A 21,576-nucleotide genomic window follows, 5' to 3' on the forward strand; every position below is an offset into this window, starting at 1 on the left:
ATCAGGTGCTGGCCGTGGTCCGCGGCAGCGCGGTCAACCAGGACGGCGCCTCCAACGGCCTGTCCGCGCCCAACGGCCCGTCGCAACGCCGGGTGATCCGCGCCGCCCTGGCCAACGCACAGCTGACCACCGGTGAGATCGACGTGGTCGAGGCGCACGGCACCGGGACCGCGCTGGGCGACCCGATCGAAGCGGGCGCGCTGCTCGCCACGTACGGACAGGACCGCCCGGAGGGCCGGCCCCTGTGGCTGGGCTCGGTCAAGTCGAACATCGGACACCTGCAGTGCGCCGCCGGCGTGGCCGGGATCATCAAGATGGTGCTGGCACTGCGGCACGAGCACCTCCCGCGGACCCTGCACGCCGAGAGCCCCTCCGCGCACATCGACTGGACGGCCGGCCACGTCGAGCTGTTGCAGCAAGCGCGGGACTGGCCGGCCGGGGATCGGCCGCGCCGGGCTGGTGTGTCGGCGTTCGGGGTGAGCGGCACCAACGTGCACGTGATCCTCGAGGAGGCGCCGGCCGCGGCTGAGGTGCCGGTGGCGGTGGTCGAGCCGGTGGTGCCAGGTGTTCCGGCGTGGCTGGTGTCGGGTCACAGCGCGGCGGCCCTGGCGGATCAGGCGGGGCGGCTGCGGGAGCACATGATCGCTCGGCCGGACCTGAACGCCGCTGACGTGGCTTGGTCGCTGGCTACCACCCGGTCGGTGTTCGAGCACCGCGCGGTCGTGCTGGGCGGGGACCTGGTGGCCGGTCTGGCCTCGGTGGCGACTGGGCAGCCCGCTCCGGGTGTGGTGAGTGGTCAGGTGGCTCCCGGCGGGATCGGCCGGACGGTGTTCGTGTTCCCGGGTCAGGGCAGTCAGTGGGTCGGGATGGGCCGGGAGCTGGCGGGGGCGTCGCCGGTGTTCGCGGCCCGCCTGGCGGAGTGTGCGGCGGCTTTGGCTCCGTACGTGGAGTGGGAGCTCGACGACGTCCTGGCGGGTCGGCACGGGTTCGAGGCCGCTGACGTGGTGCAGCCGGCGTTGTGGGCGGTGATGGTGTCGCTGGCCGCGGTGTGGCGAGCCGCCGGTGTGCAGCCCGACGCTGTCGTTGGTCATTCGCAGGGTGAGATCGCGGCGGCTGCGGTGGCCGGGATTCTGTCGCTGGACGACGCGGCGCGTGTGGTCGCGCTGCGGAGCAAAGCTTTGGGTGCTTTGGCGGGCCGGGGCGGGATGCTGTCCATCGCCGAGCCGGTCGGCGCGGTGCAGGACCGGATCGCGGACTTCGGTGACCGGCTGTCGATCGCCGCGATCAACGGCCCGTCCGCGACCGTGGTTTCCGGTGAGCCGTCAGCACTGCGCGAGCTGCAGGACGCCTGCGGTGATGTGGTGCGGACCCGGTTGATTCCGGTGGATTATGCGTCGCACGGCCCGCAGGTGGAGGAGTTGCGCGCGGAGATCCTGGCGGTGCTGGACGGGATCGCGCCGGGCGCGGCGGACATTCCGATGGTGTCGGCGTTGACGGGTGAGTGGTTGTCCGGTCCGGACATGGATGCCGGCTACTGGTACGCGTCGTTGCGGGAGCCGGTGGAGTTCGACCGGGCGGTCCGGGTGCTGGCCGGCTCCGGTCATGGGGTGTTCGTGGAGGCGTCTCCCCATCCGGTGCTGGTCCCGGTGATCGAGGATCAGATCACGATCGGCACGCTGCGCCGCGACGACGGCGGTGCCCAGCGCCTGGTGACGTCGTTCGCCGAGGCGTTCGTGAGCGGCGTGCCCGTGCAGTGGGCCGCTGTGCTCGGCCGCGGAGAGACAGTTCCCCTGCCCACGTACGCCTTCCAACGTCGGCGGTTCTGGCCGGAAATACGACAGGTGACCGCGCGGGCCGCCTGGGCGGTGAACGACTGGCGCTACCGCATCACCTGGCAGCCGGCCGACATGCCCGCCGGTCCGCTTCACGGCACGTGGTTGCTGGTCGGGGACGACCCGTCCGCCCCGGCGATCGCCGAAGCGCTGACCCGTCGTGGCGCCGAGGTCGTCACCACCGGTGTTGACGGCCTGGATTCTGTCCTGGCCGGCGCCGTGGGTGTGGTGTCGCTGCTGGCGTTGGACGAGACCCCGGATGCCGAGTTCCCGTGGGTGCCGCGCGGCACCGCGGCCACCGTGGACCTGGTGAGAGCGGTGCAGCAGTCCGGTGTCGAGGTGCCGGTGTGGGTGCTGACGCGGGGCGCGGTGCAGACCGGTGCTGGTGAGGTGACGAGCAGTCCGGCGCAGACGGCGGTGTGGGGTCTGGGCCGGGCGGTGGGTCTGGAACGTCCGGGGTTGTGGGGTGGGCTGATCGATCTGCCGGTGGAGTTCGACGCCCGTGCTGGTGATGGTTTGGTGTCGGTGCTGGCGCAGAGGGTCGAGGATCAGGCTGCGTTGCGCCCTGATGGTGTGTTTGTTCGGCGGTTGGTGCATGCGCAGGCGCGGGGCCCGGTGAGGTCGTGGACGCCGCGGGGCACGGTCCTGCTGACCGGTGGCACCGGTTCGATCGGTGTCAGTGTCGGCGAATGGCTGGCCGGTCGGGGTGCGCAGCGGGTGGTCCTGACATCGCGGTCGGGTCCGTCCGCGCCGGGTGTCGCCACGTTGGCTGCCTCGGTCGCGACGGGCGGTTCCGGGGTCGAGGTGTTGAGCTGTGACCTGGGTTCACCCGAGCAGGTCGCCGGCATGGTGGGCTGGATCGAGAACACCGGCCCCGGCTTGTCGACGGTCCTGCATTCGGCGAACCTGCCGTACCTGGCGTGGGTGGAGAACACCGAACGTGAAGGCTTGGCCGCCGCCTTGGGCGCGAAAGCCCTGGGAGCGGTGCATCTGGATCAGGCCACCAGCGGTCTCGATTTGGACGAGTTCGTGTTGTTCTCGTCGATCTCGGCCACCTGGGGCAGTAACGATCACGGCGCGTATGCGGCGGGGAACGCGTTCTTGGACGGGTTCGCTGAGCAGCGGCGGGCTCGGGGTTTGCCGGCGACGTCGATTGCGTGGGGTGTGTGGGACACCCGCGATTGGGCTGCGGTCGACGCGGCGATGGAGCAGGGCGCGGGGGCGGTGACGCCGAGCCGGCTGCGTCGGCAGGGTATGAACTTCCTGGAGACCACCAAGGCGCTGACGGCGTTGGGTGAGATCCTGGCCGAGGACGAGACGTTCATCGCGGTCGCCGATGTGGAGTGGGACCGCTTCGCCCCGGTGTTCCGGGCCGCCCGCCCGCGGCCCCTGCTCGACACGATTCCGGAAGCGGTCGAGGAGGCTGAGCGGGCCGCCGTCGCTGAGGCGGCCGGTCGCGGTGAGTACGCGTCGCTGTTGGCCGCCATGCCGGTCGCGGAGCGTCTGCGGACGGTGATCGACCTGGTCCGGTCGCACGCGACGGCGGTGCTGGGTCTGGAGTCGGCGGAGGAGATCCCGGCCGAGCGGGCGTTTCGTGATGTCGGCTTCGATTCGCTGACCGCGGTCGAGTTGCGGAACCGGCTCAACACCGCGGCCGGGGTCCGATTGCCCTCGACGGTGGTGTTCGACCATCCGAGCCCGAAAGCGCTGGCTGAGGAGATCATTACTCGGCTGCTGGGTTCGGATGCCCGGCAGGTGACCTCGGTGGTGGTGCAGGCACCGACCGAACCCATCGCGATTGTGGGTATGGCCTGTCGTTATCCGGGTGGTGTGCGCAGCCCGGAGGAGTTGTGGGACCTGCTGGCTGATGGTGGTGACGCGATTTCTGGTTTCCCCGTTGATCGCGGCTGGGACACCGAAGCGCTGTTCGATCCGGACCCGGACGCTGAGGGTTCGACGTATGTCACCGAGGGCGGCTTCGTCACCGGGGTGGCCGAGTTCGATGCTGATTTCTTCGGGATCAGTCCGCGTGAGGCGTTGGCGATGGATCCGCAGCAGCGGCTCCTGCTGGAAACCTCGTGGGAGGCCATCGAACGGGCGGGCATCGACCCGGCCTCGCTGAAGGGCTCGATGACCGGCGTCTTCGTCGGGGCCGCGACCTCCGGTTACATCGCGGTGGCCAGCGGCGACCCGGAAGCCGAGGCGCACCTGATCACCGGTAACGCGCTGAGCGTTCTGTCGGGCCGGATCTCGTACGTGCTGGGTCTGGTCGGCCCGGCGGTGTCGGTGGATACGGCGTGCTCGTCGTCGCTGGTGGCTCTTCACCAAGCGGTGACGGCGTTGCGTGGTGGTGAGTGCTCGATGGCGCTGGCCGGTGGCGTGATGGTGATGGCCGACCCGATGGAGTTTGTGGGGTTCTCCCGGATGCGGGTGCTGGCTTCCGACGGCCGGTGCAAGGCGTTCGCGGAGGGTTCGGACGGCATGGGCATCGCTGAGGGGGCCGGCATGGTGATGCTGGAGCGGCTCTCCGACGCCCGCCGCAATGGGCATCCGGTGCTGGGGGTGATCCGGGGCAGCGCGGTCAACCAGGACGGTGCGTCGAATGGCCTGTCGGCGCCGAACGGTCCGTCGCAGCAGCGGGTGATCCGCGCCGCCCTCGCCAACGCCCGCCTCTCCGCGGCCGATGTCGACGTGGTCGAGGCGCACGGGACCGGGACCGAGCTGGGTGACCCGATCGAGGCCGGCGCGCTGCTGGCCACCTATGGCGAGGACCGGCCTGCGGGCGAGCCGTTGTGGGTCGGGTCGATCAAGTCGAACATCGGGCACGCGCAGCAGGCCGCGGGTATCGCCGGTGTGATCAAAATGGTCCTCGCTCTAGGTCATGGCAAGCTGCCGCAGACCCTGTACGCCGAGACGCCGTCGTCACACGTCGACTGGTCTGCGGGCACCGTTCGGCTGTTGCAGCAGGCCCGCGACTGGTCGGCCGGTGAACGGACGCGCCGAGCTGGGGTCTCGGCGTTCGGCATCAGCGGCACGAATGCCCACGTGATCATCGAGGAGGCGCCGGTCGCGGAACCGATGCCGGCGGACGAGCCCGAAGGCTTGCCGGTGCTGGCGCCGAGCCTGCCCGTGTGGTTGGTGTCCGGGCGTAGCGCGGCGGCGTTGGCGGGTCAGGCGGGTCGGCTGCGCGAGCACCTGCTCGGCCGGCCCGACCTCAATCCCGCTGATGTGGCCTGGTCGTTGGCCACCACCCGGACGGTGTTCGACCACCGGGCGGTCGTGCTGGGCGAGGATTCACTGCCAGGGCTGGCCTCGCTGGCGACCGACCGGCCCGCACCCGATGTGGTCACCGGCCTGGTCGCTCCCGGCGGGATCGGCCGGACGGTGTTCGTGTTCCCCGGTCAGGGCAGTCAGTGGGTCGGGATGGGCCGGGAGCTGGCGGAGTCGTCGCCGGTGTTCGCGGTCCGGCTCGCGGAGTGCGGTCGTGCTTTGGCCCCGTACGTGGATTGGGACCTCGACGACGTCCTGGCGGGTCGGCACGGGTTCGAGGCCGCGAGTGTCGTGCAGCCCGCGTTGTGGGCGGTGATGGTGTCGCTGGCCGCGGTGTGGCAGGCGGCCGGTGTGCGACCGGACGCGGTGGTGGGTCATTCGCAGGGTGAGATCGCGGCGGCTGCGGTGGCCGGGATCTTGTCGCTGGAGGATGCGGCGAAGGTTGTCGCGTTGCGCAGTAAGGCTTTGGGTGCTTTGGCGGGCCGGGGCGGGATGTTGTCGGTCGCGGAGTCGGTTGAGGCGGTGCGTTCTCGTCTTTCCGGTTTTGGTGATCGGTTGGCGGTGGCTGCGGTCAACGGCCCGTCCGCCACGGTGGTTTCCGGTGAGCCGTCAGCACTGCGGGAGCTGCAGGACGCCTGTGGTGACGTGGTGCGCACCCGGCTCATCCCGGTGGATTACGCGTCGCACGGCCCGCAGGTCGAGGAGCTGCGCGCGGAGATCCTGGGCGTGCTGGCGGGTGTCGCTCCCCGCCCCGCGGACATTCCGATGGTGTCGGCGTTGACCGGAGAGTGGTTGTCCGGTCCCGAGATGGATGCCGGCTACTGGTACGCGTCGTTGCGGGAGCCGGTGGAGTTCGACCGGGCGGTCCGGGTGCTGGCCGAGTCCGGGCACGGTGTGTTCGTGGAGGTGTCTCCGCATCCGGTGCTGATCCCGGTGATCGAGGACCACATCACGATCGGCACGCTGCGCCGTGATGACGGTGGTGGGCTGCGGCTGTTGACGTCCTTCGCCGAGGCGCACGTAGCCGGGGTGACCCTGGACTGGCCGGCCGTCCTGCACGGCGGGCGCGCCGTCGACCTTCCCACGTACGCGTTCCAGCGGCGCTCCTACTGGCCGGAGGGGCAACCCGTGGGCGTCCGGGAGGTCTCGGCCGGTGATGCCGAGTTCTGGGCCGCGGTCGAGGGCGGCGACCCGGACGAGCTGGCCGCCACGCTGAACATCGACGGCGGTGGCCTGAGCGACCTGCTGCCCGCGCTGGCCGACTACCGGCGGCGCAGTCAGGCCGACGCGGCGGTGGCCGACTGGCGTTATCGGGTGTCGTGGGCCCCGGTCGCGGACTCCAGGGCGGTGTTGTCGGGCCGGTGGCTGGTGGTGGGCGTCGACGTCGAGGGGGTCGGTTCGGTGCTGGCCGGGCGGGGCGCCGAGGTGGTTGGTGTGTCCGGGGTGGAGCAGCTTGCCGGTATTGATGGTTCCGGTGTGGCCGGGGTGGTGTCGACGGCGGCGTTGGACAGTGGTTCGGGTTTGGTGGCGACTCTGGGCGTGTTGCGGGCGGGGTTGTCGGCGCCGGTGTGGGTGCTGACCCGGGGTGCGGTCGGTACTGGTGCCGGTGATCCGGTGCTCAGTGCGGTGCAGGCGCAGGTGTGGGGTCTCGGCGTGGTGGCTGGTCTGGAGCTGGCCGATCGGTGGGGTGGTTTGATCGATCTGCCTGCGGTGCTGGACGGCAAGGCGGGGGACCGGTTGGTGTCGGTGCTGGCCGGTAATGGTGAGGATCAGGTCGCGATCCGCCCGGCCGGAATCATGGGCCGGCGGCTGGAGCGTGTACCCCGGCCGTCGAGCAAGGGGTCATGGACACCCGCCGGCTCGGTGCTGGTGACCGGGGGCACGGGCGGGGTGGGTGCGATCACCGCTGGTTGGGTGGCTGAGCGTGGCGCCGGGCGGGTGGTGTTGACGAGCCGGTCCGGTCCGGCCGCCGGTGGGGTGGCTGAGCTGGTGGCGTCGATCGCCGGGGCGGGCACCGGGGTGGATGTGGTGGCCGCCGATATCGCCGACCGGGGCGCGGTCTCGGGTCTGCTGGAGTGGGTCGGTCCGGAGTTGTCGTCGGTCTTCCATGCGGCCGGCGTGGGTTTGCAGCGGCCGGTGGAGCAGGTGACCGCGGAGGACTTGGCGTATGTGCTGGCGGGTAAGGCCGGTGGTGCGGCGCTGCTCGATGAGCTCACGGCTGATCGTCAGCTGGACGCGTTCGTTCTCTATTCCTCGGGTGCTGGTACTTGGGGTAGTGGGGGGTTGAGTGCGTACGGGGCGGCGAACGCCTATCTGGACGCGTTGTGTGAGAGCCGCCGGGCTCGGGGTTTGGTCGCGACCTCGGTGGTGTGGGGGTTGTGGGCCGGTGTGGGTATGGCGGCCGGTGAGGGTGGTGATCGGCTGCTGGACTTCGGGATGGAAGGCATCGACGCGGAGCGGGGTATGCGCGCTCTCGGTCAGATCTTGGATGCCGGTGAGGGGACGGTCGCGGTGGCCGGGTTCGACTGGCCGTCGTTTGTGCCGACGTACACGTTGCGGCGGCCGAGTTCGTTGTTGTCGGGTCTGCCCGAGGTCCGCGCGATCCTCGAGGCCGAGCAGCGGCCGGCGGAGGAGCCCGCCGGGTCCGAGCTGGTCAGCCGGCTGCGGGGTATGTCGCCGGGCGAGCAGCGGCAGGTGCTCACGGACAGCGTCCGCGCTCATGCGGCGGCGGTGCTGGGCCATGAGTCGGCTGAGGCGGTGTTGCCGCAGCGGGCGTTCAAGGATCTGGGCTTCGACTCGGTCGGGGCGGTAGAGCTGCGCAACCGCCTGTCGGCCGCGGTGGGGGTGCGGCTGCCGTCAACGCTGGTGTTCGACTACCCGAACGCGGCCGCTTTGGCCGAGTTCATCCGGGGCGAGCTGGTCGGTACCGGTGCCGCCGACAGCGCGGTGCAGGTGGTGGCGGCGGCCGGTGGTGAGCCGATCGCAATCGTGGGTATGGGCTGCCGTTATCCGGGTGACGTGCGGGGCCCGGAGCAGTTCTGGGAGCTGCTGACCAGCGGCACGGACGCCATCTCCGGGTTCCCGGCGGACCGGGGCTGGGAGGCGTTCGAGGCGGAGTTCGGGTCCGGCCGCGCTTACGTCCGTGAGGGCGGCTTCATTTACGACGTCGCTGACTTCGACCCCAGTTTCTTCGGGATCAACCCGCGTGAGGCGCTGGCCATGGATCCGCAGCAGCGGTTGTTGCTGGAAACCGCGTGGGAGGCCATCGAGCGGGCCGGTCTGGCCCCGTCGTCGCTGCACGGTTCGGCGACGGGTGTGTTCATCGGTGCGAGTCACTCCGGCTACGACAGCAACTTGCCGGTCGACGACGCGAGTCTGGACGGTTATCGGCTGACGGGTTCGGTGTCGTCGGTGGCGTCCGGCCGGATCTCGTACGTGCTGGGGTTGACCGGTCCGGCCTTGACGGTTGATACGGCGTGTTCGTCGTCGTTGGTTGCCCTGCACCAGGCCGTGTCGGCACTGCGCGGCGGTGAGTGCACGATGGCCCTCGCGGGTGGTGTGGCGGTGATGACGTCGCCGGGCGCGTTCATGGAGTTCGCCGAGCAGGGTGGTATGGGCTCGAGCGGGCGTTGTAAGGCGTTCTCGGACTCGGCGGACGGGATCGGCTGGGGTGAGGGCGCCGGGATGGTGTTGCTGGAGCGGCTGTCGGACGCTCAGCGCAACGGGCACCAGGTTTTGGCGGTGATCCGGGGTAGTGCGGTCAACCAGGACGGCGCCTCCAACGGCCTGTCCGCGCCGAACGGTCCGTCGCAGCGGCGGGTGATCCGCGCCGCGCTGGCCAACGCGCAGCTGACCGCCAACGACATCGACGCGGTCGAGGCGCACGGCACGGGCACCTCGCTGGGTGATCCGATCGAGGCGCAGGCACTGCTGGCCACGTACGGGCAGGGCCGGCCGGACGACCACCCGTTGTGGCTGGGTTCGGTGAAGTCGAACATCGGTCATTTGCAGACCGCCGCGGGTGTGGCCGGTGTGATCAAGATGGTGTTGGCGTTGCAGCACGGCCATTTGCCGCGGACGTTGCACGCGGACACTCCGTCGTCGCACGTGGACTGGTCGGCGGGCAACGTACAGCTACTGCAACGTTCGCAGGAATGGCCGGCCGGGGATCGGCCGCGCCGGGCTGGTGTGTCGGCGTTCGGGGTGAGCGGCACCAACGTGCACGTCATTCTGGAAGAGGCGCCGGCCGCGGCTGAGGTGCCGGTGGCGGTGGTCGAGCCGGTCGTGCCCGGTGTTCCGGCGTGGCTGGTCTCGGGTCACAACGCGGCCGCCCTGGCCGGTCAAGCGGGCCGGCTGCGCGAGCACATCATCGCCCGGCCGGACCTTGATCCCGCTGACGTGGCCTGGTCGCTGGCTACCACCCGGTCGGTGTTCGAGCACCGCGCGGTCGTGCTGGGCGGAGATCTGCCGGCCGGTCTGGCTTCCTTGGCGACGGGCCAGCCCGCTCCGGGTGTGGTCACGGGTCAGGTGGCTCCCGGCGGGATCGGCCGGACAGTGTTCGTGTTCCCCGGTCAGGGCAGTCAGTGGGTCGGTATGGGCCGGGAGCTGGCGGAGTCGTCGCCGGTGTTCGCGGCCCGATTGGCGGAGTGCGGTCGTGCTTTGGCCCCGTACGTGGAATGGGAACTCGACGAGGTCCTGGCGGGTCAGCACGGGTTCGAGGCCGCGAGTGTCGTGCAGCCCGCGTTGTGGGCCGTGATGGTGTCATTGGCCGCGGTCTGGCAGGCGGCCGGTGTGCAGCCGGATGCTGTTGTCGGTCACTCGCAGGGTGAAATCGCGGCCGCTACCGTGGCGGGCATTCTGTCGCTGGACGATGCCGCAAGGGTGGTGGTCCTCCGCAGCCGTTCGCTGTCCGCGCTCGCGGGCCGGGGCGGGATGTTGTCGGTCGCGGAGCCGGTTGAGGCGGTGCGTTCTCGTCTTTCCGGTTTTGGTGATCGGTTGGCGGTGGCGGCGGTTAACGGCCCGTCGTCGACGGTGGTCTCGGGCGAAACCGAGGCGCTGCGGGAGCTGCAGGACGCCTGCGGTGATGCGGTGCGGACGCGGTTGATTCCGGTGGACTATGCGTCGCACGGTCCGCAGGTGGAAGAACTGCGCGCGGAGATCCTGGGCGTGCTGGCGGGTGTCGCTCCCCGCCCCGCTGACATTCCGATGGTGTCGGCGTTGACCGGAGAGTGGTTGTCCGGTCCGGAGATGGACGCCGGCTACTGGTACGCGTCGTTGCGCGAGCCGGTGGAGTTCGACCGTGCCGTGCGGGTGCTGGCCGAGTCCGGGCACGGCGTGTTCGTGGAGGCGTCCCCGCATCCGGTGCTGATCCCGGTGATCGAGGACCAGATCACGATCGGCACGCTGCGCCGTGACGACGGCGGTGCCCAGCGTCTGCTGACCTCGTTCGCTGAGGCGTTCGTGGCCGGTGTGAGCGTCGACTGGTCGCTGATTCTGGGTGGCGGGGAAACGGTCGCGTTGCCGACGTACGCGTTCCAGCGACGCCGGTTCTGGCCCGAGCTGCCGGAGGTTGCGAGCACGTCGCTGGACGACTGGCGGTACCGCATCACCTGGCAGCCGGCCGACATGCCCGCCGGTCCGCTTAACGGCACGTGGCTGCTGGTCGGGGACGACCCGTCCGCCCCGGCGATCGCCGAAGCGCTGACCCGTCGTGGCGCCGAGGTCGTCACCACCGGTGTCGACGGCCTGGATTCTGTCCTGGCCGGCGCGGCGGGTGTGGTGTCGCTGCTGGCGCTGGACGAGACTCCGGATGCCGAGTTCCCGTGGGTGCAGTCCGGTTTGGCGAGCACGGTGGATCTGGTTCGTACGGTCCAGCAGTCGGGGCTCGAGGTGCCCGTCTGGTTGCTGACCCGCGGCGCGGTGCAGGCCGGTGCTGGTGAGGTCACGACCGGTCCGGTACAGACCGGTACTGGTGAGGTGACGTCCAGTCCGGTGGAGACCGGTGCTGGTGAGGTGACGACCAGTCCGGCGCAGACGGCGGTGTGGGGTCTGGGCCGGGCGGTGGGTCTGGAACGTCCGGGGTTGTGGGGTGGGCTGATCGATCTGCCGGTGGAGTTCGACGCCCGTGCTGGTGATGGTTTGGTGTCGGTGCTGGCGCAGAGGGTCGAGGATCAGGCTGCGTTGCGCCCTGATGGTGTGTTTGTTCGCCGTCTGGTGCATGCGCAGGCGCGGGGCCCGGTGAGGTCGTGGACGCCGCGGGGCACGGTCCTGCTGACCGGTGGCACCGGTTCGATCGGTGTCAGTGTCGGCGAATGGCTGGCCGGTCGGGGTGCGCAGCGGGTGGTCCTGACGTCGCGGTCGGGTCCGTCCGCGCCGGGTGTCGCCACGTTGGCCGCCTCGGTCGCGACGGGCGGTTCCGGGGTCGAGGTGTTGAGCTGCGACCTCGGCTCCCCGGAACAAGTCGCGGGCATGGTCGACTGGATCGAGGACTCGGGTCCGGGCTTGTCGACGGTCCTGCATTCGGCGAATCTGCCGTATCTGGCGTGGGTGGAGAACACCGAACGTGAGGGCTTGGCCGCCGCGCTGGGCGCGAAAGCGTTGGGTGCGGTGCATCTGGATCAGGCCACCAGCGGTCTCGACTTGGACGAGTTCGTGTTGTTCTCGTCGATCTCGGCCACGTGGGGCAGTAATGATCACGGCGCGTATGCGGCGGGGAACGCGTTTTTGGACGGGTTCGCTGAACAGCGGCGCGGCCGGGGCCTGCCCACAACGTCCATCGCCTGGGGCGTGTGGAATACCCGTGACTGGGACGCCGTGGATGCGGCGATGGAGCAGGGTGCGGGTGCTGTCACGCCGAGCCGGTTGCGCAAGCAGGGCATGAATTTCCTGCGGACCGACCGTGCTCTGGCGGCGTTGGGTGAGATTCTGGCCGAGGACGAGACGTTCATCGCGGTCGCTGATGTGGAGTGGGATCGGTTCGCGCCGGTGTTCCGGGCCGCCCGGCCGCGGCCGCTGCTGGACACGATTCCCGAGGCGCGGGAGGAAGCCGAGCCGGCCCCGGCGACTGCGACGACCGAACGCGGCGGGTATGCGTCAGAGCTGGCGGCCATGCCGGTTGCGGAGCGTCTGCGGACGGTGATCGACCTGGTCCGGTCGCACGCGACGGCGGTGCTGGGTTTCGAGTCGGCGGAGGAGATCCCGGCCGAGCGGGCGTTTCGTGATGTCGGCTTCGATTCGTTGACCGCGGTCGAGTTGCGGAACCGGCTCAACACCGCGGCGGGGGTGCGGTTGCCCTCGACGGTGGTGTTCGACCATCCGAGCCCGAAAGCGCTGGCTGAGGAGATCATTACCCGGCTGCTGGGTTCGGATGCCCGGCAGGTGACTTCGGTGGTGGTGCAGGCACCGACCGAACCCATCGCGATCGTGGGTATGGCCTGCCGCTACCCCGGCGGCGTGCGCAGCCCGGAAGAGCTGTGGGACCTGCTGGCCAACGGGGGCGACGCGATCTCCGGGTTCCCCACCGACCGGGGCTGGGACGTGGAGGGACTGTTCGACCCGGACCCCGACGCCGAAGGCTCCACCTATGTCACCGAGGGCGGCTTCATCACCGGGGTGGCCGAGTTCGACGCCGACTTCTTCGGGATCAGCCCGCGTGAGGCGTTGGCCATGGACCCGCAGCAGCGGCTCCTGCTGGAAACCTCGTGGGAGGCCATCGAACGTGCCGGTATCGACCCGGTCGAACTGAAGGGCGCCGGGATCGGCGTCTTCGTCGGCGCGGCCACTTCCGGCTACCTCGACGCGGCCAGCACGGACGCGGACGCTCAGGCACACCTGATCACCGGCAATGCGCTGAGTGTTCTGTCGGGCCGGATCTCCTACACCTTGGGGCTGGTCGGCCCGGCGGTGTCGGTGGACACCGCCTGTTCCTCGTCGCTGGTGGCTCTTCACCAAGCGGTGACGGCGCTGCGTGGTGGTGAGTGCTCGATGGCCCTGGCCGGCGGCGTGATGGTGATGGCCGACCCGATGGAGTTCGTCGGGTTCTCCCGCATGCGGGTGCTGGCTTCCGACGGCCGGTGCAAGGCGTTCGCCGAGGGTTCGGACGGCATGGGCATCGCTGAGGGGGCCGGCATGGTCATGCTGGAACGCCTCTCCGACGCCCGCCGCAACGGCCACGAGGTGCTGGCAGTCATCCGGGGCAGCGCGGTGAACCAGGACGGTGCGTCGAATGGCCTGTCGGCGCCGAACGGTCCGTCGCAGCAGCGGGTGATCCGCGCCGCCCTCGCCAACGCCCGCCTCTCCGCGGCCGATGTCGACGTGGTCGAGGCGCACGGGACCGGGACCGAGCTGGGTGACCCGATCGAGGCCGGCGCGCTGCTGGCCACCTATGGCGAGGACCGGCCTGCGGGCGAGCCGTTGTGGGTCGGGTCGATCAAGTCGAACATCGGGCACGCGCAGCAGGCCGCGGGTATCGCCGGTGTGATCAAAATGGTCCTCGCTCTAGGTCATGGCAAGCTGCCGCAGACCCTGTACGCCGAGACGCCGTCGTCACACGTCGACTGGAGTGCGGGCACCGTTCGGCTGTTGCAGCAGGCCCGCGACTGGTCGGCCGGCGACCGGACGCGCCGGGCTGGCGTCTCGGCCTTCGGCATCAGCGGCACCAACGCCCACATCGTCCTCGAAGAGGCGCCCGCGGCAGACCAGGCGCCACCGGCCCCGGCCCCTGTCAGCCTTCCGGTGCTGGCCTCCGACAGGCCGGCCTGGTTGTTGTCGGGCCGCACCGCGGCCGCGTTGGCGGGTCAGGCGGGTCGGCTGCGCGAGCACCTGCTCGCCCGGCCCGACCTCAACCCCGCTGATGTGGCCTGGTCGTTGGCCACCACTCGGTCGGTGTTCGACCATCGGGCGGTCGTGCTGGGTGCGGATCCGGTGCTGGGTCTGCTGTCGGTGGCTACGGGCCGGCCGGCGGCCGGGGTGATCACCGGTGAGGTGCCGGCGGGTGCGGGCCGGACGGTGTTCGTGTTCCCTGGTCAGGGCAGTCAGTGGGTCGGTATGGGCCGGGAGTTGGCGGGGGCGTCGCCGGTGTTCGCGGCCCGGCTGGCGGAGTGCGGTCGTGCTTTGGCCCCGTACGTGGAATGGGAATTGGACGACGTTCTGGCGGGTCGGCACGGTTTTGAGGCCGCTGACGTGGTGCAGCCGGCGTTGTGGGCGGTGATGGTGTCGCTGGCCGCTGTCTGGCAGGCGGCCGGTGTCAAGCCGGACGCGGTGGTGGGTCATTCGCAGGGTGAGATCGCGGCGGCTGCGGTGGCCGGGATCCTATCGCTGGAGGATGCGGCGCGTGTGGTCGCGTTGCGCAGTAAGGCTTTGGGTGCGTTGGCGGGCCGGGGCGGGATGGTGTCGATCGCGGAGCCGGTCGGCGTGGTGCGGGAACGGATCGCCGGTTTCGGTGACCGGCTGTCGATCGCCGCTATCAACGGCCCGTCCGCCACGGTGGTTTCCGGTGAGCCGTCGGCGCTGCGGGAGCTGCAGGACGCCTGTGGTGATGTGGTGCGGACCCGGTTGATCCCGGTGGATTACGCGTCGCACGGTCCGCAGGTGGAGGAATTGCGCGCCGAGATCTTGGCCGCTCTCAACGGCATCACCCCGCGCGAGGCGGACATCCCGATGGTGTCGGCGTTGACCGGTCGTTGGCTGACCGGCGTGGAGATGGATGCCGGCTACTGGTTCGCGTCGTTGCGCGAGCCGGTGGAGTTCGACCGTGCGGTTCAGGTGTTGAGTCAGGCCGGTCATGGCGTGTTCGTGGAGGTTTCCCCGCATCCGGTGCTGATCCCGGTGATCGAGGGCCTGGTCACAATCGGCACGCTACGGCGGGACGAGGGTGGCGTCCAGCGGTTGCTGAGCTCGTTGGCTGAGGCGTTTGTGGCTGGGGTGGAGGTTGACTGGCGGGCTGTGCTGGGTGGCGGGAGGACGGTCGCGCTGCCGACGTACGCCTTCCAGCGGCGGCATTTCTGGCCGCGGCCGGTTGAGCGGGTGGTGCAGGCGTGGTCGGGTTCGTCGGTGGAGGCGGGTTTCTGGGCCGCGGTGGAGCAGGGTGACGCGGGCGCGTTGGCGCAGTTGCTGGGTGTGGATCCGTCCGAGATCGGGGTGGATGCGCTGGCTGATTGGCGCCGCCGGGAGCGTGGGGATGCGTCGGTGGCTGATTGGCGTTATCGGGTCACCTGGGCTGCGGTCGCCGACACGGAGGCGGTGCTGACCGGCCGGTGGCTGGTGGTCGGTGACGACACCGAGGGGATCGGTTCGGTGCTGGCCGAGCGCGGTGCCGAGGTGGTCGGTGTGTCCGGGGTGGAGCAGCTTGCCGGCATCGATGGCTCCGGTCTGGCCGGGGTGGTGTCGACAGCCGCGTTGAACGGCGGGCTGTCCGGCGGTTCGGATGTCGTTTCGGCGGGCGTGCTGGCGACTCTGGATCTGCTGCGGACGTTGGACGGTGTGGCACCGTTGTGGGTCCTGACCCGGGGTGGTGCGGCTGTCGATGCTGCGGTGGATCCGGTCCAGGCACAGGTGTGGGGTCTTGGTGTCGTTGCTGGTCTGGAGCTGGCCGATCGGTGGGGTGGCCTGATCGATTTGCCCGCGGTGCTGGACGCGCGGGCGGCGTCCCGGTTGGTGTCGGTGCTGGCCGGTAACGGTGAGGATCAGGTCGCGATCCGCCCGGCTGGAATGGTGGGTCGGCGGCTGGAGCGTGCGCCTCGGCCGGTGACGGGACGCTCGTGGACACCTCGAGGATCGGTGCTGGTGACCGGGGGCACGGGCGGGGTGGGTGCGATCACCGCTGGTTGGGTGGTCGAGCGTGGCGCCGGGCGGGTGGTGTTGACGAGCCGGTCCGGCCCGGCCGCCGGTGGGGTGGCCGAGGTGGCGGCGTCGATCGCGGCGGCCGGAGCCGCGGTGGAGGTGGTGGCGTGCGACATCGCCGACCGCGCCTCCGTTACGGCTCTGCTGGACTGGGTCGGTCCGGAGTTGTCGTCGGTGTTCCATGCGGCCGGCGTGGGTTCCCGGACACCGGTCGAGCAGGTGACCGCCGACGATCTGGCGTATGTGTTGTCGGGGAAGGTCGGCGGCGCGGCGCTGCTCGACGAGCTGACCGCCGACCGGGACCTGGACGCGTTCGTTCTCTACTCCTCGGGAGCCGGAACCTGGGGGAGCGGAGGGCTCAGCGCGTACGCGGCGGCCAACGCCCACCTTGACGCGTTGTGTGAGAGCCGCCGGGCTCGGGGTTTGGTCGCGACCTCGGTGGTGTGGGGGTTGTGGGCCGGTGTGGGTATGGCGGCCGGTGAGGGTGGTGATCGGCTGCTGGACTTCGGGATGGAAGGCATCGACGCGGAGCGGGGTATGCGCGCTCTCGGTCAGATCTTGGATGCCGGTGAGGGGACGGTCGCGGTGGCCGGGTTCGACTGGCCGTCGTTTGTGCCGACGTACACGTTGCGGCGGCCGAGTTCGTTGTTGTCGGGTCTGCCCGAGGTCCGCGCGATCCTCGAGGCCGAGCAGCGGCCGGCGGAGGAGCCCGCCGGGTCCGAGCTGGTCAGCCGGCTGCGGGGTATGTCGCCGGGCGAGCAGCGGCAGGTGCTCACGGACAGCGTCCGCGCTCATGCGGCGGCGGTGCTGGGCCATGAGTCGGCTGAGGCGGTGTTGCCGCAGCGGGCGTTCAAGGATCTGGGCTTCGACTCGGTCGGGGCGGTAGAGCTGCGCAACCGCCTGTCGGCCGCGGTGGGGGTGCGGCTGCCGTCAACGCTGGTGTTCGACTACCCGAACGCGGCCGCTTTGGCCGAGTTCATCCGGGGCGAGCTGGTCGGTACCGGTGCCGCCGACAGCGCGGTGCAGGTGGTGGCGGCGGCCGGTGGTGAGCCGATCGCAATCGTGGGTATGGGCTGCCGTTATCCGGGTGACGTGCGGGGCCCGGAGCAGTTCTGGGAGCTGCTGACCAGCGGCACGGACGCCATCTCCGGGTTCCCGGCGGACCGGGGCTGGGAGGCGTTCGAGGCGGAGTTCGCAGCCGGACGGAACTACGTGCGCGAAGGCGGCTTCATCTACGACGTGGCCGACTTCGACCCCGGCTTCTTCGGGATCAACCCGCGCGAGGCGCTGGCGATGGATCCGCAGCAGCGGCTGCTGCTGGAGACGGCGTGGGAGGCCATCGAGCGGGCCGGTCTGGCCCCGTCGTCCTTGCACGGTTCGGCGACCGGCGTGTTCATCGGGGCCAGCCACTCCGGCTACGACACCAGCCTGCCGGTCGACGACCATTCCCTGCACGGTTACCGGCTGACGGGTTCGGTGTCGTCGGTGGCGTCCGGCCGGATCTCGTACGTGCTGGGGCTGACCGGCCCGGCCCTGACTGTCGACACGGCGTGTTCATCGTCGCTGGTCGCCCTGCATCAAGCCGTTTCCGCCTTGCGGGGCGGTGAGTGCACGATGGCCCTCGCGGGTGGTGTGGCGGTGATGACGTCGCCGGGCGCGTTCATGGAGTTCGCCGAGCAAGGTGGTATGGGCTCAAGTGGCCGCTGCAAAGCGTTCTCCGACTCGGCTGACGGGATCGGCTGGGGCGAAGGCGCCGGAATGATTTTGCTGGAGCGGCTGTCGGACGCTCAGCGCAACGGGCACCAGGTGCTGGCGGTGATCCGGGGCAGCGCGGTCAACCAGGACGGCGCCTCCAACGGCCTGTCCGCGCCGAACGGTCCGTCGCAGCGGCGGGTGATCCGTGCGGCGCTCGCGAATGCGCAGTTGACCGCGGCTGACGTTGATGCCGTCGAGGCGCACGGCACGGGTACGTCGCTGGGTGATCCGATCGAGGCCGGTGCGCTGCTGGCTACGTACGGCCGGGAGCGTCGTGAGGATCGGCCGTTGTGGCTGGGTTCGGTGAAGTCGAACATCGGTCATCTGCAGACCGCCGCGGGTGTAGCGGGTGTGATCAAGATGGTGTTGGCGTTGCAGCACGGCCATCTGCCACAAACCCTGCACGCGGACACTCCGTCGTCGCACGTGGACTGGTCGGCGGGCAACGTCAAACTCTTGCAGGAGGCGCGGGACTGGCCCGACACCGGTCAGCCGCGCCGGGCTGGTGTGTCGGCGTTCGGGGTGAGCGGCACCAACGTCCACGTCATTCTGGAAGAGGCCCCGGCCGCGGCTGAGGTGCCGGTTCCGGCGTCCACGCCGGTGCTGCCCGGTGTTCCGGCGTGGCTGGTGTCGGGTCACAGCGCGGCGGCCCTGGCCGGTCAAGCGGGCCGGCTGCGCGAGCATGTCATCGCCCGGCCGGACCTTGATCCCGCTGACGTGGCCTGGTCGCTGGCTACCACCCGGTCGGTGTTCGAGCACCGCGCGGTGGTGCTGGGTGGGGATCTGCTGGCCGGTCTGGCCTCGGTGGCGACTGGGCAGCCCGCCCCGGGTGTGGTGAGCAGTCAGGTGGCTCCCGGCGGGATCGGCCGAACGGTGTTCGTGTTCCCCGGTCAGGGCAGTCAGTGGGTCGGTATGGGCCGGGAGCTGGCGGAGTCGTCGCCGGTGTTCGCGGCCCGCCTGGCGGAGTGTGCGGCGGCTTTGGCTCCGTACGTGGAATGGGACCTCGACGACGTCCTGGCGGGACGGCACGGGTTCGAGGCCGCTGACGTGGTGCAGCCGGCGTTGTGGGCGGTGATGGTGTCGCTGGCCGCGGTGTGGCAGGCGGCCGGTGTCAAGCCGGACGCGGTGGTGGGTCATTCGCAGGGTGAGATCGCGGCGGCTGCGGTGGCCGGGATTCTGTCGCTGGACGACGCGGCGCGTGTGGTCGCGTTGCGGAGTAAGGCTTTGGGTGCTTTGGCGGGCCGGGGCGGGATGCTGTCGGTCGCGGAGCCGGTCGGCGTGGTGCGGGAACGGATCGCCGGTTTTGGTGATCGGTTGGCGGTGGCGGCGGTCAACGGCCCGTCCGCCACGGTGGTCTCGGGCGAAACCGAGGCGCTGCGGGAGCTGCAGGACGCCTGCGGTGATGCGGTGCGCACCCGGTTGATCCCGGTGGATTACGCGTCGCACGGTCCGCAGGTGGAAGAACTGCGCGCCGAGATCCTGGCGGTGCTGGACGGCATCACCCCGCGCGCGGCGGACATCCCCATGGTGTCGGCGTTGACCGGTCAGTGGCTTTCCGGTCCTGAGATGGACGCCAGCTACTGGTACGCGTCGCTGCGCGAGCCGGTGGAGTTCGACCGTGCCGTGCGGGTGCTGGCCGAGTCCGGGCACGGCGTGTTCGTGGAAGTGTCCCCGCATCCGGTGCTGATCCCGGTGATCGAGGACCAGATCACGGTGGGCAGCCTGCGCCGCGATGACGGCGGTGCTCAGCGGTTGCTGAGCTCGTTGGCCGAGGCGTACGTGGCCGGGGTCGGCGTCGACTGGGGAAGCGTGCTGAGCCACGGCACGACGGTGGACCTGCCGACGTACGCGTTCCAGCGACGCCGGTTCTGGCCCGAGCTGCCGGAGGTTGCGAGCACGTCGCTGGACGACTGGCGGTATCGGATCACCTGGCAGCCGGCCGATCTTCCTGCCGGTCCGCTTCACGGCACGTGGCTGCTGGTAGGGGACGCGCCCGAGGCCCCCGCAGTCACCGAGGCACTGACCCGTGGAGGCGCCGAGGTCGTCACCACCGATGTCCACGGCTTGGGTTCCGTCCTGGCCGGCGCGGCGGGTGTGGTGTCGCTGCTGGCGTTGGACGAGACTCCGGATACCGAGTTCCCGTGGGTGCAGTCCGGTTTGGCGAGCACGGTGGATCTGGTTCGTACGGTCCAGCAGTCGGGGCTCGAGGTGCCCGTCTGGCTGCTGACCCGCGGCGCTGTGCAGACCGGTGCGGATGACCGGACCACGAGCCCGGCGCAGACGGCGGTGTGGGGTCTGGGCCGGGCGGTGGGTCTGGAACGTCCGGGGTTGTGGGGCGGTCTGATCGATCTACCTGCCGAGTTCGACGCCCACGCCGGTGACGGTGTGGTGTCGGTGCTGGCCCAGACGGTCGAGGATCAAGCTGCGCTGCGCCCTGATGGTGTGTTCGTCCGCCGTCTGGTGCATGCGCAGGCGCGGGGCCCGGTGAGGTCGTGGACGCCGCGGGGCACGGTCCTGCTGACCGGTGGCACCGGTTCGATCGGTGTCAGTGTCGGCGAATGGCTGGCCGAGCGGGGTGCGCAGCGGGTGGTCCTGACATCGCGGTCGGGGCCCTCCGCGCCCGGTGTCGCCACGTTGGCCGCCTCGGTCGCGACGGGCGGTTCCGGGGTCGAGGTCCTCAGCTGCGACCTCGGCTCCCCGGAGCAGGTCGCCGGCATGGTGGGCTGGATCGAGAACACCGGCCCCGGCTTGTCGACGGTGTTGCATTCGGCGAACCTGCCGTACCTGGCGTGGGTGGAGAACACCGAACGCGAAGGCTTGGCCGCCGCGCTGGGGGCGAAAGCCCTGGGCGCCGTACATCTGGATCAGGCCACGGCGGGTTTGGATCTGGACGAGTTCGTGTTGTTCTCGTCGATCTCGGCCACGTGGGGCAGTAACGATCACGGCGCGTATGCGGCGGGGAACGCGTTCCTGGACGGGTTCGCTGAGCAGCGGCGGGCTCGGGGTTTGCCGGCGACGTCGATCGCGTGGGGTGTGTGGGACACCCGCGATTGGGCTGCGGTCGACGCGGCGATGGAGCAGGGTGCGGGGGCTGTCACGCCGAGCCGGCTGCGGAAGCAGGGCATGAACTTCCTGCGGACCGACCGTGCTCTGGCGGCGTTGGGTGAGATTCTGGCCGAGGACGAGACGTTCATCGCCGTCGCCGATGTGGAGTGGGATCGCTTCGCGCCGGTGTTCCGTGCCGCCCGCCCGCGGCCTCTCCTCGACACCATCCCTGAAGCCCGTGAGGACGTCGGCCCGGCCCCCACGGCCGAGACGGCCGGCCGCAACGACTATGCCGCCCGTCTGGCCGGGCTGGCCCCGGCCGACCGGCGGCGCGCGGCGATCGAGCTGGTCCGTTCGCACGCCACCGCCGTCCTCGGCCTCGGCACCGTCGAGGAGATCCCGGCCGAGCGGGCGTTCCGTGATGTCGGGTTCGACTCGCTGACCGCGGTCGAGCTGAGGAACCGGCTCAATACGGCGGCGGGGGTGCGGCTGCCGTCCGCTGCGGTGTTCGACCACCCGAGCCCCGCGGCCCTGGCCGAACAGATCCTCGCCGAGCTGTTCCAGGAGGAACTGGTGGGGCACAGCGCCGTACTGGACGAATTCGAACGCCTGGCCGCCGGGCTCACCCCGCCGGACGACGCGGCCCGGGCTGAGATCGTGGCCCGGCTGGAGGCACTGACACAGCGGTTCCGGCGGCTGCGGTCCGGCCCGGACGCCGTGGCCACCGAAGCGGAGCAGCAGCGCGTCCTGGAGAAGGCCACCGCGGACGAATTGTTCGCCCTCCTGGAGGACGAGCTCGACGATCCCGACCTCGACTGACCTTGTCGGTCACTGA

1 protein-coding gene (running past one end of the window) is annotated in these 21,576 nt (G+C 70.5%); it reads left to right on the forward strand.

Going from position 1 to position 21,576, the window contains the following annotated elements; all coding sequences use genetic code 11:
- A protein-coding gene (locus BKA14_RS00575) for a type I polyketide synthase (protein WP_184948993.1) crosses the window boundary here: on the forward strand, window positions 1-21,560 show its 3' portion. The gene continues 856 nt to the left of window position 1, outside the view; only the last 21,560 of its 22,416 coding nucleotides appear in the window; its start codon lies off the left edge, out of view; the stop codon is at window positions 21,558-21,560.
- The last annotated feature ends 16 nt before the right edge of the window (window positions 21,561-21,576 follow it).

This window comes from Paractinoplanes abujensis (genome assembly GCF_014204895.1).
In the GTDB taxonomy this organism is placed as follows: Bacteria; Actinomycetota; Actinomycetes; order Mycobacteriales; family Micromonosporaceae; genus Actinoplanes; species Actinoplanes abujensis.